Origin of the sequence: Sphingomonas qomolangmaensis (assembly GCF_024496245.1) — a bacterium.
GTDB classification, from domain to species: Bacteria; Pseudomonadota; Alphaproteobacteria; order Sphingomonadales; family Sphingomonadaceae; genus Sphingomonas; species Sphingomonas qomolangmaensis.
The window spans coordinates 3,071,936-3,087,112 of the sequence record NZ_CP101740.1; the positions used below are offsets into that span (position 1 = coordinate 3,071,936).

General features: G+C 58.6%; 13 protein-coding genes and 1 pseudogene. 8 read left to right on the forward strand and 6 right to left on the reverse strand.

Annotated features, from left to right (window positions below):
• Positions 1–262: 262 nt before the first annotated feature.
• Positions 263–1,747 (forward strand): lipopolysaccharide biosynthesis protein, encoded by a 1,485-nt coding sequence (locus NMP03_RS14535; RefSeq protein WP_256506193.1) that lies wholly within the window; start codon positions 263–265, stop codon positions 1,745–1,747.
• A gap of 400 nt (positions 1,748–2,147) precedes the next feature.
• Here NMP03_RS14535 and NMP03_RS14540 read toward each other — a convergent pair whose 3' ends face one another.
• Positions 2,148–2,831, reverse strand: coding sequence for a glycosyltransferase (locus tag NMP03_RS14540; protein ID WP_256506194.1), 684 nt, complete (start codon positions 2,829–2,831; stop codon positions 2,148–2,150).
• Positions 2,832–3,469: 638 nt separating this feature from the next.
• Here NMP03_RS14540 and NMP03_RS16230 point away from each other — a divergent pair.
• A pseudogene (locus NMP03_RS16230) lies at positions 3,470–4,158 on the forward strand (IS5 family transposase); the annotation flags it as partial.
• Between the two features lie 305 nt (positions 4,159–4,463).
• On the opposite strand, the gene NMP03_RS14550 reads toward NMP03_RS16230, so the two are convergent.
• The gene (locus NMP03_RS14550) at positions 4,464–5,534 is read right to left on the reverse strand and encodes a nucleotidyltransferase family protein (RefSeq protein ID WP_256506196.1); all 1,071 of its coding nucleotides are present in this window, start codon (positions 5,532–5,534) and stop codon (positions 4,464–4,466) included.
• 348 nt (positions 5,535–5,882) lie between these two features.
• Here NMP03_RS14550 and NMP03_RS14555 point away from each other — a divergent pair, with 348 nt between their 5' ends.
• The 6 genes from NMP03_RS14555 (at position 5,883) to NMP03_RS14580 (ending at position 11,203) form a co-directional block, all read left to right on the forward strand.
• A complete protein-coding gene (locus NMP03_RS14555) occupies positions 5,883–5,993 on the forward strand; it encodes a putative RiPP precursor (protein WP_256508141.1) in 111 nt (36 codons plus the stop codon).
• A 103-nt stretch (positions 5,994–6,096) separates the two neighbouring features.
• Positions 6,097–6,372 carry a PqqD family protein gene (locus tag NMP03_RS14560; RefSeq protein ID WP_256506197.1) on the forward strand — a complete coding sequence of 92 codons (276 nt, stop codon included), beginning with the start codon at positions 6,097–6,099 and terminating at the stop codon, positions 6,370–6,372.
• A 64-nt stretch (positions 6,373–6,436) separates the two neighbouring features.
• A complete protein-coding gene (locus NMP03_RS14565) occupies positions 6,437–6,781 on the forward strand; it encodes a lasso peptide biosynthesis B2 protein (RefSeq protein ID WP_256506198.1) in 345 nt (114 codons plus the stop codon).
• On the forward strand, positions 6,778–8,562 hold the full coding sequence (locus NMP03_RS14570; protein WP_256506199.1) for an asparagine synthase-related protein: 1,785 nt from the start codon (positions 6,778–6,780) through the stop codon (positions 8,560–8,562). The genes NMP03_RS14565 and NMP03_RS14570 overlap by 4 nt, the downstream gene beginning before the upstream one ends.
• Positions 8,559–9,479 (forward strand): phosphoenolpyruvate carboxykinase (ATP), encoded by a 921-nt coding sequence (locus tag NMP03_RS14575; protein ID WP_256506200.1) that lies wholly within the window; start codon positions 8,559–8,561, stop codon positions 9,477–9,479. Before NMP03_RS14570 ends, NMP03_RS14575 begins: the two co-directional genes overlap by 4 nt.
• Complete coding sequence (locus tag NMP03_RS14580; RefSeq protein ID WP_256506201.1) at positions 9,476–11,203, forward strand: ABC transporter ATP-binding protein; 1,728 nt, start codon at positions 9,476–9,478, stop codon at positions 11,201–11,203. The genes NMP03_RS14575 and NMP03_RS14580 overlap by 4 nt, the downstream gene beginning before the upstream one ends.
• A gap of 169 nt (positions 11,204–11,372) precedes the next feature.
• Here NMP03_RS14580 and NMP03_RS14585 read toward each other — a convergent pair whose 3' ends face one another.
• From NMP03_RS14585 to NMP03_RS14600, 4 genes are all read right to left on the reverse strand, one after another.
• Positions 11,373–12,290, reverse strand: a complete 918-nt coding sequence (locus NMP03_RS14585) for a glycosyltransferase (RefSeq protein WP_256506202.1) — start codon at positions 12,288–12,290, stop codon at positions 11,373–11,375.
• Positions 12,283–13,563 carry an O-antigen ligase family protein gene (locus NMP03_RS14590; protein ID WP_256506203.1) on the reverse strand — a complete coding sequence of 427 codons (1,281 nt, stop codon included), beginning with the start codon at positions 13,561–13,563 and terminating at the stop codon, positions 12,283–12,285. Before NMP03_RS14590 ends, NMP03_RS14585 begins: the two co-directional genes overlap by 8 nt.
• 3 nt (positions 13,564–13,566) lie before the next feature.
• A complete protein-coding gene (locus NMP03_RS14595) occupies positions 13,567–14,139 on the reverse strand; it encodes a polysaccharide biosynthesis/export family protein (protein ID WP_256506204.1) in 573 nt (190 codons plus the stop codon).
• A 70-nt stretch (positions 14,140–14,209) separates the two neighbouring features.
• Positions 14,210–15,142 carry a glycosyltransferase family 2 protein gene (locus NMP03_RS14600; RefSeq protein ID WP_256506205.1) on the reverse strand — a complete coding sequence of 311 codons (933 nt, stop codon included), beginning with the start codon at positions 15,140–15,142 and terminating at the stop codon, positions 14,210–14,212.
• Positions 15,143–15,177 lie beyond the last annotated feature (35 nt).

The following is a 15,177-nucleotide window of genomic DNA, read 5'->3' on the forward strand; positions in this document are numbered from 1 at the left end:
CCTTTATGTACTTTTACCAGTCCCTGCCATTGTCGGGGTCGAAAAGTCACTCACATTATGCACTGTGGTGTCGCAAGCGGCAGACAGGGTTCTGTAATCTGCAGTCCTTCCTGCAGACAGGGCAGCAGCTGGTTTCAAGCCTGTGCTGGACGAGCTTGAGCACCGGATGGCCGCGCGCCGATTCAGGCGCAGCGGAGCTTGTCGGACACATGGTTTCGACGTACCGCCCCCTGCTGCCCCCGTTACGGCCAAGGAAAGACCGATGACTGATCCGCCCTCGCCGAAGCCGCTGCAACTCGGTCGGCTCGCCCTGCAAGGGGGGCTCGTGACGGGGCTGGCCCAGGCGTTGAAGATGGCACTCAGTCTTGTGTCGGTCGTCGTCCTGGCGCGGCTGCTCGCGCCACAGGACTTCGGCTTGGTTGCCTCGATCGCGCCCATCGTTGCCTTCATCGCATTGTTCCAGGACTTGGGACTGCAGGCGGCCATCATTCAGCGGGAGACGATCACCCGTGAACACCTGAACCAGACATTCTGGATCTCGCCTGCCATTGCATCGGTCGCCGCGCTATTGATCATAGCGGCTGCGCCGCTGGCTGCGCTATTCTACAATGACCAGCGCGTAACCGCCATCATGGTGGTCGCTGCCGTGCCGATCTTCATCGGCAGCCTCGCAACTCTGCCTCTTAGTCTGCTGAACCGCAATATGCGCTTCGGCAATCTGGCGCTGAACGACGTACTGGTTGCTGCGACAGGATTCGGCGCCACAGTGGGTGCGGCCCTGCTCGGTTCCGGTTACTGGTCTCTTGTCATCGGGCCAATCGCGGCTGCCCTCACAGCGGTCATCGCCGCTTGGATCGCATCGCCTTGGCGTCCGGGACGGCCCACCCTGAAGTTGGATGGAGACCTTTGGTCGTTTGGCGCCAATCTCACAGGATTCAATATCGTCAATTTCCTTGCGCGAAACTTCGACAATGTTCTCATTGGTCGAGTTTCAGGCATGACCCAACTGGGTCTCTATGATCGATCCTACAAACTCCTGCTGTTTCCCCTGCAAAACATCTCTCAGCCGCTCTCCAGAGTGATGATTCCCATCCTGAGCCGCGTACAGAACGACAAGGCCCGGTTCAGAAAAATCTACCTGCAGACCAATATGGTTCTCGGGTTTTGTCTCATTCCGGGGATCGCGGCGGCTACGCTGGCGTCCGATCAGCTCATCAATCTGTTGTTCGGGCCGGAGTGGAGCGCTGCGGCACCGATCTTCGCCTGGCTTGGGATCGCGAGCCTGGCCCAGGTCGTACTGGTCACCAATGGGTGGATTTTCATTTGTCAGGGCAAGACGCGGGCGATGTTCCGCCTTGGCTTATGGACCTCGGGCGTCACGGTCATCGCGTTCCTTGTGGGTATCCAGTGGGGCGTCGTGGGTCTTGCGGCCGCCTATACGATAAGCGCATATCTCTTCCGCATACCGGCCCTCATCGCCGTACTTCACAGAATCGGCCCTGTGACGGCAAGCGACATGTCAGGTCTCCTATTGGTCCATCTGCTTCCGGCAGCATTAAGCGCAGCCATCATCTGGGCAGCGAATCTCGAAGCCTGGGAACTGTCCGATGTGGTTAGCATAGGCATCTGCGTGGTGCTCAACTACTGCCTTGCGACGTTGTCGGTCGCGATCTTTCCGCCGGCCCGCTCTGCCATGGTCGAGGTGGTGGGGAGATTGGCCAACTTGAGGCGTCGGCAGGTCGTCTGACATCTGATCGGGGCTATTATGTCATCACCCGAGTCCGGCCGGATTTTGGATGCGATGCTCAAGGCGTCAGAGGGACCGTGATGCGACTGAACCGCAGGCGTACACTTTGGTGCCGTGCGACGCGCGGCGGACGCCCCGCCGCTGCCTCGCGCCGCGCGTCGATCGGCTCAGCCACGCCTAGCCGTTGCGCTCGAGCGCGACCCCGTACAATTCCGTCCGATGGTCAGGCCTGACGGGCGGATTAGAGTCCGGGGTCGTTGACAGGATGCTTGTCGGTCGAATTCCTTCGCAGGTTGACCGTTCAAATGGGGTCGCAGCGTCGCTTCAGAATCCATGAAGTGACGTCGATTTCCTCGGATCGCGGCCACATGCGTATGAGACAAACTTCCATCAAAGCAAATCAGGACATAATGAAGTGCGCAATCTCGGCACCGATGGTGTTCCAGTCGTAGGCGGACAGATCGGCGCGTTCGGGACCGCCTGCACGCAGGTGGTTTGCGAACAGACGCACGGCGTTTTGGTCGAACGGAGGCTTGAAGAGCGAAACCCAGTCCTGTCCCAGAGACTGTTCCAGTTCCGGAAGGCTTCCGATCGCCGGAGCAAGGATGGGCTTGTTTCGACCGATCGCGTGGAGCGCGACGCCACTGTTGAGAATCTTTGTGTAGGGCAGCACCACGCCGTCGTGCGCGTCGATGATGGCATTGAGTTCCGAGTCCGTAAGTAGATCCGATCGAAGATCCAGATTGATCCTATTCGATCCATTTGAGGCTAACTCGATCCGATCTCTGAGACCGGGGTCAAAGCAGGTTCCGACAATCGTAAGTGTGATGTCCGGATCGTTTGCCGCGTGGAACGCCTGGATCAGGCCGATGACATTCTTGTATTCCCTTATGAGCCCAAACATCAGCAGCCTTATGTCGCGCGAAACCAGTCGACGGGGCGAGGGCGCGTCTGTGCCGTCTGGGTACCGGCCATGACGCGTAATGAGGTGCGGCGCGGATTCGAAGTTGGGGTAGGCGGCGATAAAGTCGCGTCTAGAGCTGTTCGATAAGAAAATGAAACCACTGACAAGACGCAGAAACATATGAGTCGCCATCGGCGCCTGGATTTCACCTTCGTGGGGCGACATGTTGTGGACAACCCAATACACGCGAGTGCCTCTGGCCCTAAGAGCTATAAGTCGAAATAACAAGACGAGTGTATTTCTTCGGCTTTCCTGTATAAAGAAATGATTTGGCCAGTGATATATTATAATATCAGGACGACTGTCCTTAGCCGGGTTGTAATTGCGGTCAACAATTTGCAATCCGGCGTCCCTTAAGCTTGTTGAGAACAGCTGGGGATACGCATTTGAAGCCATCCGCACACGGTCCAGCGCGACGCGGACTGCCGGACGGGACGTGCGGTCGTTCTTAGTCAGAAGAGGCAGCGGCGGTCTCCGGTATGATCGCATTGGCGCTCGGAACTAGGCCTAGCTTTCGAGGCGAGTCGCTAAACCCAGTCCCTCAATACGCTGACTAGGCAACGCCTTGATATTTGACAACGCTCCGCGGCCGTGCGGTGTCGTGGGAGCCGTCGGTCATCGAAAGCGTCACAAAGGTCGGGACCCATAAACTTGATTCCCTGGGCGGATGGAATGTGATTCAGGCTCGGCAACAGCAGAACCGTGAATTGAGTGCGTTCTGGTTGAGCGGGGAGCAGTTCGAGCGGTTTCGACTATAGATGCTGGACAAGGTGCGCGCCGTTGCGCGGGGCGATGACCGACGGGTGATCAGCCGCATCATCCATGTGGCCGATCGTGCGGGCGCTGGGTTGATGAACCCGCCTACTACGGTCCGAGAAGGACGCTCTACAACACGTTAGTGCGGCGGGCCGCGGAAGGCATCCGGCACGAGATGTTCGTCACGTTGACAGCAGCGGGTGGACTGCGCGCCGAGGTCTTGATCGACAGCACACATATGAAGGCCCACCGCTCGGCGGGGCGCCGAAAAGGGGGCGCTGATCCAGGCGATCGGGACCAGCCGAGGCGGTCGCAGCAGCAAACCCCACGCGCTTACCGACGCTGAAGGCCGCCCGCTCAGCTTCCTGCAGACGGTGGTAACGTCGCCGACTGCCGTGCTGCTGATGTCCCGCTCGACGATCGCGCGCCGCACTATCGTGCTGGCCGACAAGGCGTATGATAGCAATGCGATCCGTGACCTGATCGAGCGCCAGGGTGCCGTGCCCAACATTCCCTCCAAGGCGAACCGGCTTTGGAAACGCTGCTTCTACCGCCCGCTCTACAAAAGCAGCGACGCTGTCGAGCGCATGTTCCGCCTCGAGGATTATCGGCGCATCTCCACCGCTATGATAAACTTGCCACCAACGTTCTCGGCGCAAACTACCTCGTGGCAGCCATCATCTGGGGATTATGGGTCCCGACCCTTATCCAACGTGAACACAGGGCGGCCACGAGATGGCCGCGCCTCTCGAACACACTTGCCGGTCATAACGGTCGGAAAACGAGGCCTTCACCCAGGCGATCCATCCTTCGAGAAGGCAATGCCGCACCAAACGTTTAAGGCGCCCACCGTAGAAATCAAATTGCCGTTGTTGGGGGTGCCCAGATGACGCCCGATCGGCGACGCTACCGTTAGCCGCCAAAATTTATTTTGATGGGATCGCGATAGATCGGATGGTATTATCGTTCAAACCGAGAACTTCGTAGATCCTTCGCTTATTTCGGTAGAGACAGACCTTCGCGGCGCAAAGCGAGTTCTGCCCTTGCGATGCGTGAGAGCGCGATCGTGAAAAGGCCGCCGCGGCGTAGTAGGTTGCCATCCATCCAATGCCACAATTTACTGGTGCGTTCGAAGCGCACAGATGCAGGATGTCCAATCGAACTTAGCGCCGCCCGCTCGAAATCAGCCGATGCCTCGCCCGAACTCGCGAAAAGCAGTTTGCTCACTGCTAGGCATTCATCCACTAATCCCTGGAGATTATTCCGGCCAGCAAGGTTCCTCACTGCGGTTAACTCATCCCTCGTCATAGATCGCGTCATCCACGCAAATTCATGCATTTCCGCCAGCCACGGCTTTCGAGCGCGTACCGCCTTGCCGTAATTGATCGCGCAGACTAGCAAAGCGTGATGCGGGGAGAGCGTTCGGATCGCATTCGAACCGATGTTCTGGACCATGCTGGCTGCGAAGAACTCCTCCATCTGGCGGGGGTAAGGGCCGCCGGGCTGTTGCACGCGGTGATGCAGATCAACAATGGGGCTGGTGCTGTCGGGGCGTGCATAGGGCGATTCGCCCAGGCATCGATGCCACCAGATCGAAGTATCGGAAACAAGCGCGATCATTCCGTCGGCAGCTAGAATCTGCTGTGCGTGGCAATACTCTTCGGGGCGCACCAACAAATCGATATCCGACGACCGCCGCGCGTCCCATGTTGCATAGACATGGTGGGACCGAAGTGCACCTTTGAACACGATCGGGTCGATTCCGCCCGCTTGAAGCGCGTTTACAGTCTTTATCGTCCAATCGAAATTCCGCAGATTGGTCAGCAGGATATCGCGCCGGGCGCTTACAATCTGTTCCGCAACGATGGCAGGTACCCCTGCTGCTGGATCGCCGGCCACTCGGCCCAGCAATCCTATTGTCTTGGTTGCGGTCGCGGCCGCAAGCACCGAACCCCAATCTGCGACAGCTGGTATTTCGCCAGCCGGCGTTAGGCCGTTTCCCAGCCACCGCAGCAGATCCAAAGAACTTTGCAGGGGCACCTTGTCGGCACAGAGAGCGTTGTTCATTGCTTGAGCCATCGTGATGGCCGCTAATCGGTTTTGCAGGTCCGAGCAAGTCGGGACGCCGCTTCATTCTGGTGCCCACACAGCGTTAAAACCGACACGATCTCGCGATTGTTACGCAAGCGATCCGTGAAATCCCGGGTTGGGACACAGATTGCGCGGTTACCGTACCGTCGGATCGGATTGATTGACGAAGTGTTAAAGAAGCGTTAGCGAATTGTTACCCGATCTACTGTGAGTCGGCTGCTGATCGTTGTCGAGGTTGCGATTGGTAATGTTTCGGTCGAACGCACCTAACCTCAATGAACTAGGAGATATTTTATGGTTAAGCGCACCTATCAGCGTCCTGCAATGGAACTCCTTGGGTCGTTTGAGACCCTTACGAAGGGCGGCGCGACTGGTAACGCTCTCGATGCAGCGTTTCCTACGGGCACGCCTTTCAGCGAGCTGACCTTTTCCTAATTACGGGTGAAGGTTGAAAAAGAAGAGCGGTTGCCGCAAGGTGGCCGCTCTTTTTGCTTATTAGCGGCTTTGCGGAGAAGTATGCGTGTCTACATCTGACCCAATGGCTCGCGCGCGGTACGTCGCGAACAAGGATGTCGTTACCTGCGAGCTCGATAGTGGCCAGGCGCTGTTGAACCTTCGTACAAGCCAATATGTGAAATTCAACGAGACGGCCGGACTTGTCTGGCAATGGGTGCAGGATGGTTTGACCGTCGATCAGATGGCTGACCAGATGTGCACCATGTTTGATGCTGAGCGTAATCAGTGCAGTGCCGATATCGCGCTGTTGCTGGGGCAGTTGAAAGAGGCGGGCCTTGTCGAGCTTGAGGCTGAATAGGCTTCCGCGTTATCTGCGGCTTGTCAGGCGGCACCATCGGTCACTGATCGCGGCGTTCGTCACGTTGCTTATCGTTCGCATCGGGCTGACGCTAGGCTCCTATCGCTTGGTACTGCGGTGGATCGAGCGCTATGCACGTCCTAGCCGCCGTCCGACGGCGGTTTTGGTGCTCGTTTGGTCGGTGAGGCATTCCGCCAAGCTCGTCCCGGGCGCAAGCTGCCTCACTCAGGCGCTCGCGATGCGATACCTGATGCTGCGCGCGGGCGAGGGCTGCACGATCCGGATCGGCGTTCGCGAGACCGCGAATCGTCCATTCGATGCCCATGCCTGGGTTATGTATCAAGGGCGCGTGCTGATCGGCGGCAACGAACAGGATTTGGCAGCCTTTAAGCCACTGGTGGATTTGTGATCCATCTGATGCCGGACAAATCGGGGGTTCGAGTAACCTGGCACGATTTGGGTACGGAACCGAACGGATTGGGCCCCAGTCTCGTGTTCATCTCGCCCGGCACCGCGATTGACTTCTCCGCGCAGATGTCCGCTGAGCTTGGCCTTTCGGTAGCTTCGGGAACCGAAGCAATATTGCTGGCCGCTTGGGCGAAATGGGACGTCGCGATGGTCGATCGCCTGCGCGGGGATTTCGCCTTCGGCATTTACGATCCCGCCCAAGGCGTAGTGTTCCTGGGCCGCGATATTTTCGGACGTGCGCCACTATATTATCATCTTGATGGGGATGGGCTCGTCGTCGCCGGAACGTCGCGGCTCGTCCGGGCAATCCTTGGGCGTTCGCTCGCGCGGAACGAGGCTTTCTATGCCGATTTTGTCCAGGGACAGTTCGTCGAGCAAAGCGCGACGTTTTTCGAAGGATTAGAACGCCTCGCACCTGCGCATTGGATGAAGATCGATCGGGGGGGCAGGGAGCTCTATCGGTACTGGTCGCCCCAAAGCGTCCGCCAGCACACAACGATGCCCGACGCTGCCGAGCGGTTTCAGGCATTGTTCGACCACTCGGTGGCGCGTGCGATGGGCGGTGGCGACGCGCTGGTGCTCCTTAGCGGCGGACTGGATTCCTCGGCCATTCTGGGGTCGGTCATGGCGGCAAACGATGGCGGGCTGGCCCCCGATTGCCTGACCAAAACCTATCGCCGCACCAAAGACTGGGTCGACGAGCCCTATCTGCGATCACTCGGGGCGCAATATGGGGTGTGCCCGCGCGAGATCGCCTGCGATGAACATGATCCCCTCGCTGATCTTGATCGCTGGCTGGATGTGCTTGACGGGCCATATTTTTCCTACGGCCATTCGGTAACAGCTCACCTACTGGATATAGCGAGGGGGATGGGGCGCCTCACTTTGTTGTCGGGGCATGGCGGCGACGAAGTGGTTGGCTATGGTATCGGGCGGCTCAACGAACTTGCACAACAACGGCAGTGGCTGCGGTTGTGGCGTGAGGCCCCTGGTCTGACTGCGCTATCGGGCTCGTCACGGCTGCGGGTAATGCGGAAATATCTCACGCATTATCCACGATATCGTCCGTTTGAACGACTTTTACAGAAGCAGTTTCCGGATACGCCGTCAGATGAGGAAGCATCGCTCTCGGCCAATTTGCTCGCCGCGATGGGTGAGAACCGATACGCGTCGCAGCCCGCCGTCAATCGCGGGGATCACGACGAACCTACCGTTCATGCCGAAGCGCTGAATGACGTGGTGCAGCCGCTTGCGCTCGAGACCATCGGACAATGCAGCCGCGCGGCCGGGGTAAATACCGAGATGCCATTCTACGATCGCGATTTGGTCGAGCTGACCTTGTCTTTGCCTTCTGAGTGGAAATTACGCGACGGTTTCACCCGCTATGTGATGCGGCGTGCGATGGAGGGCCGCCTGCCGCGGGACGTGCTGCTACGGCAGGACAAGTTCGATTTTACCGACGCCTTCGTAGCGGGGCTGATCGCGCACCGCCACCGAGCGTTAGCGTTGACTGACAATGTCGACGGCTCCTTGGATAGCTATGTGAACCTGCCGCGGCTAGCAGCCGCGCGCGCGCAATTGTCACGATCTGAGCGGGCCATCACGAAGGCGGATGCGCGTTTTATCTGGCGGTGCGCGGTACTAGCGATGTGGCTCAAGCGATATGAAACCAGTCCCCCGCCGCCTATGATGGTACCACTGACACAAGGATTAATATCTTGAACCGATATCGGGCGTTCGGACTGCTGATCGAAAGCGATTTCCTGTTACCGGAGCTCAGCATTGCCGATTCGCGTGACGGGCCTTGCGATCTGCGGATCGTCCGCGCCGACATTGGTCGTGAAATCCCCGAACCAAATGCTCAGCCTGTGTTCGACTATGAAGACCCTTCGGGCACCGTGATGATCTGGCCGCAGGTTGCTGGATTTCGCTTTCGCGCGCCTGATCTTATCGAGGTCGAGCCCGCGCCGAATGCCAAGTCCGAACTGTTGGCATTTCCGCTGCTTGGCCCGGTGATGGGTTGGTTTCTGCATCTGCGTGGTCGGATGGTGCTCCACGCCAGCGCAGTCGTCTGGCGCGGGCTCGCATTTGGCTTTTTGGGCGATAAGCTGGCGGGGAAGTCAACCACAGCGGCGGCGTTTCTGCGCGATGGGGCGCAACTGCTGACCGACGACCTGCTGGTATTTGCCATGGACGATCCTGCCGTACCGTTGGTTCAGCCGGCCTTTGCCCAGTTGAAGCTTGGCGATGATAGTGCTGCAGCCGTCACGATCGCCGGTGCAAAAGCATTGCCGTTGGTAATGGACGGCTTCGCCAAGCGCCAGCATCGGCTGCATCGGCTGGCGGCTGCACCTGCGGCTTGCGACGCTTTGTTCATACTCGAACGCGGTGATGGCCCTGCGGTCATCGAATGGCTGGACCAAAAGGATGCGTTTCTAGGATTGATGCGGTTCGGCTATAATGTGCGCTTTGCTAACGCCCCGATCGCGATGCAAAATCGCCAGCGCAACTTCGAGCAGTGCGTGGCGCTTGCCCGGTCGCTTCGCTTCGGCGTCTTGCGTGTGCCCGCAGACCTGACTCGTCTCGACGAGGTGCTGGAAGCAGTCGCGGAATCGCTTGCGAAGCCGACGACGGCATGATCCGGGACTTTCTGGTCGTTTCTCGCTTCTTGTGGCGAACGACCCATGGCCAGATCGCATGGGTCATCTTGTTGTCGCTCATCACCGCCGCGACGGAGGGGGTGTCGATCATGATGCTAATCCCGATCGTGGCTATTGCCAGCCCTGATAGCTCAGCGCGTGCGGGCGACATCCCGCTGATCGGCGATTTGCTAGTTCGGCTGTCCACGAGCTTGCCAATTCTGCTGGCAATCTTCGTTCTATTAGTAGCGTTCCAGTCGCTGCTGAATTATGCGAAAAACGTATTTGCTTTGACGCTTATGCAGATCGCATCCGACCGGCTCAAGCATGACCTGTTCAAGGCGGTATCCGCGGCTCGCTGGGATGTGATTGCCAAGCGTCGACTGTCGGACATCAACCAAGCGCTAATCAGTGGCATCCCGCGCTGCATGACCGCGGCCAACGCCGCGCTGATGCTGATGCAAGGAATGTTGCTGATCGGCATTTACATCGTTGTGGCTGCGCTGCTGTCTTGGCAGATGGCGTTGTTCGCGGCGATGGTGGGCGGCGGGCTGCTCGCGGTAATGTACCCGATCCGCCGTCGGGCGAGCCGTTTCGGCCAGGATTTGACCGGATTGTTCGAACAGCAATCGCATACCACGCTGGAGTTTCTGAACGGCATCCGCCTGGCGAAGACATTTTTGGCTGAGGGGCGGTTCGTTCGGTCGTTCGATCGGCATTTGGTTGAAATCCGCACCAATACGCTTCGATTTTTTACGACGAATGCGGTTGGGACGTTGATATTTCAACTGGGCGTAGCCGTGATCGCGGCATTGTTCGTTTATCTAGCGATGGTGCATTTTGCCCTTGGATTGGGCGAGGTAGCGGTACTCTTGCTGATCTTCGCGCGCCTGACCCCGCGATTTAACGCGCTTCAGGAACAGAGCCAGTCGTTCCTATCGAACGCTCCCGCATACGGCCATTATACTGATATGCTGCGCTATTTTGCGTCCGGGCGCGAAGCCGACGTCGGCGCCAGCGAGCCGCCGCGCCTGACGCGCATGATCGAGCTGCGCGATCTAACGATGCAGTTCGATGCCGATGCACCGCCCTCGCTGAATCGGATCAATGTGCAGATCGAAGCAGGTCGCGTTACCGCGCTGGTCGGCGCATCGGGCAGCGGGAAGAGCACGCTGGCGGACATTGTGACTGGGCTGATAACCCCGACGTCGGGTCAGTTGCTGATCGACGACGTCGCGATCGATCAAAGCAACCGGCGGGCATGGCGCAGTCGGGTGGCGACGGTGCCTCAAGATGCCTTGTTGTTCAATGCGACCCTACGCGAAAACCTGGCGCTGGGCAGGCCCGGCGCGAGCGAGGCGGATCTTTGGCAAGCCCTGGAACGCGCGCAGATCGCCGACTTTATTCGGGCGCTGCCCGATGCTTTAGATACGCAGGTGGGCGACCGCGGGACCCGGTTTTCGGGCGGCGAGCGTCAACGCGTGGCCCTAGCCCGCGCATTGTTGAGCCGGCCCGAGATACTGATCCTCGATGAAGCAACCAGCGCGCTTGATATTGACAACCAGCAGCGTGTCGCGGCGGCGATTGCCGGGCTTAGGGATGGGCGTCTCACGATCCTATTGATTGCGCATCAACCGATGATCACAAATATTGCCGACGTGCGCATCATGTTGGAACACGGCATGGTGGTTACAGGGACAGACTCGCTGTTGCCCGATGGGTGAGGCAGACGCGCCCCCTGTTTCTGGTCCCCGGCGCGGTCAGCAATGCGTCGCCCCTGCGCGTTGATCCCGCGGGCGCTAGGTCGTTTGAAAAGCGGACAGGTCAAGGCCGAAACCGCGCGCAAAATTGTCGACCGTTTTTGGACGGATACGCTCCCGGAACATTCGTGGATCAGGCATATTCTTCGAGCATTGCCGGCTTCAGCCGGTATCGTGCAGCCCCGGCGTGCAACATGGTACGAGCAAACCAGCGACGTGATGGCGTGCTGCCGGGAACCGTGATGAGCACCATAGCCGCACTGACTACCATTTTTGCCCCGGCAGTCAGCCACAGGTTGCGATATGCCTTCGGATCAAACTCCCGGCACAGCAGGCCGTGGGTCTGACCCGCCCGGTACATCCGCCTGCGCACCCAAGTCATCGTTGCGCGCGTTTGCGGCACGGGCTCATAAACCACCGCTTGCGGGCAATAGATGATACGCCCACCCGCTTCCTTCATTTGACGAAAGAAGATGCTGTCTTCACCCCCGGTCCGCCCAAGTTCGACGCGGAACCGCAGCCCGTGACGGCGTACGAAATCCATGTCGAGCAGGGCGTTGCTGGTATAGGCGTTGGTGGCATCGCCCTGGATACGGTTGGAATGGAAATCGCACCGTGCGGTCCAGACAGGAAGGTCAAGCCCATAAACGGCGATGCACTGACCGATCACGGTTTCCGCTTGGTCGCGGTACTCCAGCAGTGCCGAAAGCCAGTTCGGGTCGGCAGTCTCATCGTCATCGATAAAGGCCAGCCAACGCGTTGTTGTGGCATTCAGCGCCGCGTTGCGTGCGATCGAGATGTTTTGCGCGGGTGCATGGATGTAGCGCAAAGGGTAGGGGTAGCATTGCGCAACCGCTTCGAACTTGGCCCGCAGAACGTCAGTTTCGTCATTATCGACCACAACCAGCTCGACCGCATTGGGCGGAATGCCGGCAAGCTTTTCGAAGGACCTAAGTGCGTCAAAGGCAGCGGGGCGCCTAAAGGTACACATGCAGATGGTGACTGCACTCGCAATCAAACGATCGGTTACCACCATTGCGTGATCAGGCATGCTCGGCCTGCGACACTTTGGCGGGGCGAACGCCATAGGCCAAGATCATGAAGACCAGCAGCGTTGAATAATGCATATTTTGAAACGCAACGAGTTCAAAAAACAACCTTGGTGCCTGAAACACTATGAGTGCACAAAGGAAAATCCCCATATAATAGGGTTCAAGCATCGTCCTAAACATCGTCAGGAATGTGCCACCAATCATCACCATCGTGAAAAGTATTAAGCCGACGATACCCAGATCGACCAGAATGTCGCGCGGAGTATTATGAAAATTAAACCCCCCTCCCCCGGCGGGGACCATCATCTCACGCCAGACATATTGCGCGTCTAGATTGCTCTCTAGCCAAAAGTGGCGATAGCCGCCGCCGAGCAGCGGCCTTTCGACGATTAGCCTGTCGGCCATGCTCCACAGGAAGTCGCGGCCCGTAAGACCCTGATCCTTGCCACTGTTTTCTAGTACCATGTCGAATAACGGCGCCATCCAGTAGCTGGCACTCGCAGCAACGCCGATTGCAATTAGCACGGTTAGCGCAAATATCGCGGTCCTCAGCCCGACCGGCAGCCGACGCGACGCAGTCCATAGCAAGATGCACGGTATCGCCATTCCGGCAGCAAGAAGCGCGCCGGTCGCTTTGCTAGCAAATAGCGCGTAGAGCGCTGCAAGCAGAGTAAGCACGGCAAAACCAGCCAAAACCAACCGTCGTTGGCCCATTGCCCAGATGCCGAAGGTGGTCGCCAACAGCATCGTCAAAGCCGCCAGATCGCCCGACATGTTTTTCGAACCGGCCAAACCGGCAAAGGCTATGCCGCTGACACCCCAGCTGACGTATCTGCCAAACACCAGGCTGGCAAAGGTGTAGATCGCGAAAATAGCGAACATACCCTTCAGAGAGGCCAACCGGTCGCTGCCCGCCCCGATGAAGAGCGCTGGCATAATCGTGAGCAGGTAGAATATGCCGTAGCGCAGCGTCGCTGCAGGTGCCTCGGACCACAGGGCCGACGTCAGGGCGAACGCTGGCAGCAACAGGATCGGCCAGCACCGCAGCAGCACGGTCGCCACCCGCTCCCAGCGCAGCAAGCAATAAAGCGGGGTCGCAAGCGCGATTAAGATAGGCGTCAGCGATTGCAATATCGTGGCGAAAATCACGCTGCCAGCGACATAGGCCGCAAACAAGCTGTCAATCACTGGCGAAGCGCGGTTAAATCGAAGCCAGGACTCGGGCTCCGTTCGAACGCGGGCCAATGATCCCGCTTGGATGCGGGTCACCATGATTTAGAAATACCGCTCGCCCACCCGGATTGTGTCACCAGGCGCAATATAGACAGGGCGATCGGAGGAAAGGACGTAGGTCTCCTCCTGGCCGCCGGCGGCACGTCGGATAAATACGCGGCGCTGATCAGCGCGATAGGTGAAGCCGCCCGCCAGCGCTACTGCCTGTGTGAACGTAAGGCGATCGCTGAATTTATACTCCCCCGGGTTTTTAACCTCGCCCAAGATGTAGAAGGGGCGGTAGGTTAATACCTCGGCATTAACGCGCGGATCGTTGATATAGCCTTTGGCGAGAGCAGTGACGAGCTGTGCCTGCAATTCCGTTACGGTCGTTCCCGATGCGCGGATATCGCCGAGTAGCGGGAACGACAAATCGCCTGCTGACGAGACGACATATTCGCGCGACAAATTTTCTTCGCCAAACACGGTAATCCGGAGACGGTCGCCAGCAGCCAACCGGTATTCGGTTGCCGTATAGGCGGCGCTTCCAGGGGGAGGCAAACTGCCAGAACATGCCGAGAGACCGAGGATAAGCGTTGCCATCAAGATGCGGCGGACGTGGTAAATCAGGTGCATTCGATGGAATCCCTTCGGAGGTCGCGGGACTGACCATGATTCGCATCAAAAATCAATTTCTAATGCGCCGTCATCTCAGTTTGGCACGTCTTATCAGCTGTCGCAACGCGCTCATCAGCGGCTCGCGGTAAAGCGGGATCGCCGCGGGTTCGCGCAGCAGCGCCAACGCCGCTGCCAGAGGACGGCGGCGCTTCAACAAGTCTATGGACCGGGTGAAGGCAAGGCCGCGCACCATAGCTAGCCAGCGACCGTAATAGGATGGTCGTGCAGCCAGCTCAGGACCGATGAGGTCGCGAATCCTGTGTTCGGCCGCCATCATCCGTTCAGCGTGGTCGAGCGAGAGCCGGTGCGAGATCGAAGCGCCGTGCTTCCGATAGCGGTACAGGGGCATGTTGAGGACGAAATAGGTGTATCCGGATGCAAGCAGGCGGACGACCAGTTCATCATCCTCGCCAATCATGAGTCGTTCGTTGTAGCGAAGCGCTGCCGCTTCGATCACGCGCCGACGGACCATCGGTTTGAGAAATCCGGGGTTGGGTGTGTCTGAAAGTAGGCGCGACTGGGCAAAATAGGTATCAAGGGTGAGCCTGCGCCAACCCTTACTGATCGGGTGCGAAAGGAAGGGCTTTTCGACAACGTCTTTACCAAAGACCGTGAGGTTGTCAGCGACGAAATCGGCGCTCTCGCGTTCGGCAAGGTCGATCAGCGTGCGACTACGGTTGGGTAGTATCAAGTCATCGGCATCGAGCACGGCAAACCAAGATCCGCGCATTTCCGCCAGCGCGATGTTTCGCGCGCCTGCCGGTCCCGAGTTGGTCTTGGTCCGGAACAACCTGACTCGGGCGTCCGCGCGAGCCAATCCTTCGGCAACCGCAACGCTGCCATCAGTGCTGCCGTCGTCGACGATGAGAACTTCTACGCTGACGCCGGTCTGAGCAAGCGCTGAGGCTACCGCCGGGGCAAGATATTCGCCGGCATTATAGCAAGCGATTGCGAAACTCACGTCTGGGGGCCGGCAATGGCCGGTGTGCGAAACAG

Bases quoted from the DNA above. Each gene is read 5' to 3' on its own strand.
- NMP03_RS14580 (WP_256506201.1), top strand. From the start codon at position 9,476: ATGATCCGGGACTTTCTGGTCGTTTCTCGCTTCTTGTGGCGAACGACC.
- NMP03_RS14595 (WP_256506204.1), bottom strand. From the start codon at position 14,139: ATGCACCTGATTTACCACGTCCGCCGCATCTTGATGGCAACGCTTATC.
- NMP03_RS14555 (WP_256508141.1), top strand. From the start codon at position 5,883: ATGGAACTCCTTGGGTCGTTTGAGACCCTTACGAAGGGCGGCGCGACT.
- NMP03_RS14590 (WP_256506203.1), bottom strand. From the start codon at position 13,563: ATGGTGACCCGCATCCAAGCGGGATCATTGGCCCGCGTTCGAACGGAG.
- NMP03_RS14550 (WP_256506196.1), bottom strand. From the start codon at position 5,534: ATGAACAACGCTCTCTGTGCCGACAAGGTGCCCCTGCAAAGTTCTTTG.
- NMP03_RS14585 (WP_256506202.1), bottom strand. From the start codon at position 12,290: ATGCCTGATCACGCAATGGTGGTAACCGATCGTTTGATTGCGAGTGCA.
- NMP03_RS14535 (WP_256506193.1), top strand. From the start codon at position 263: ATGACTGATCCGCCCTCGCCGAAGCCGCTGCAACTCGGTCGGCTCGCC.
- NMP03_RS14540 (WP_256506194.1), bottom strand. From the start codon at position 2,831: ATGTTTCTGCGTCTTGTCAGTGGTTTCATTTTCTTATCGAACAGCTCT.
- NMP03_RS14560 (WP_256506197.1), top strand. From the start codon at position 6,097: ATGGCTCGCGCGCGGTACGTCGCGAACAAGGATGTCGTTACCTGCGAG.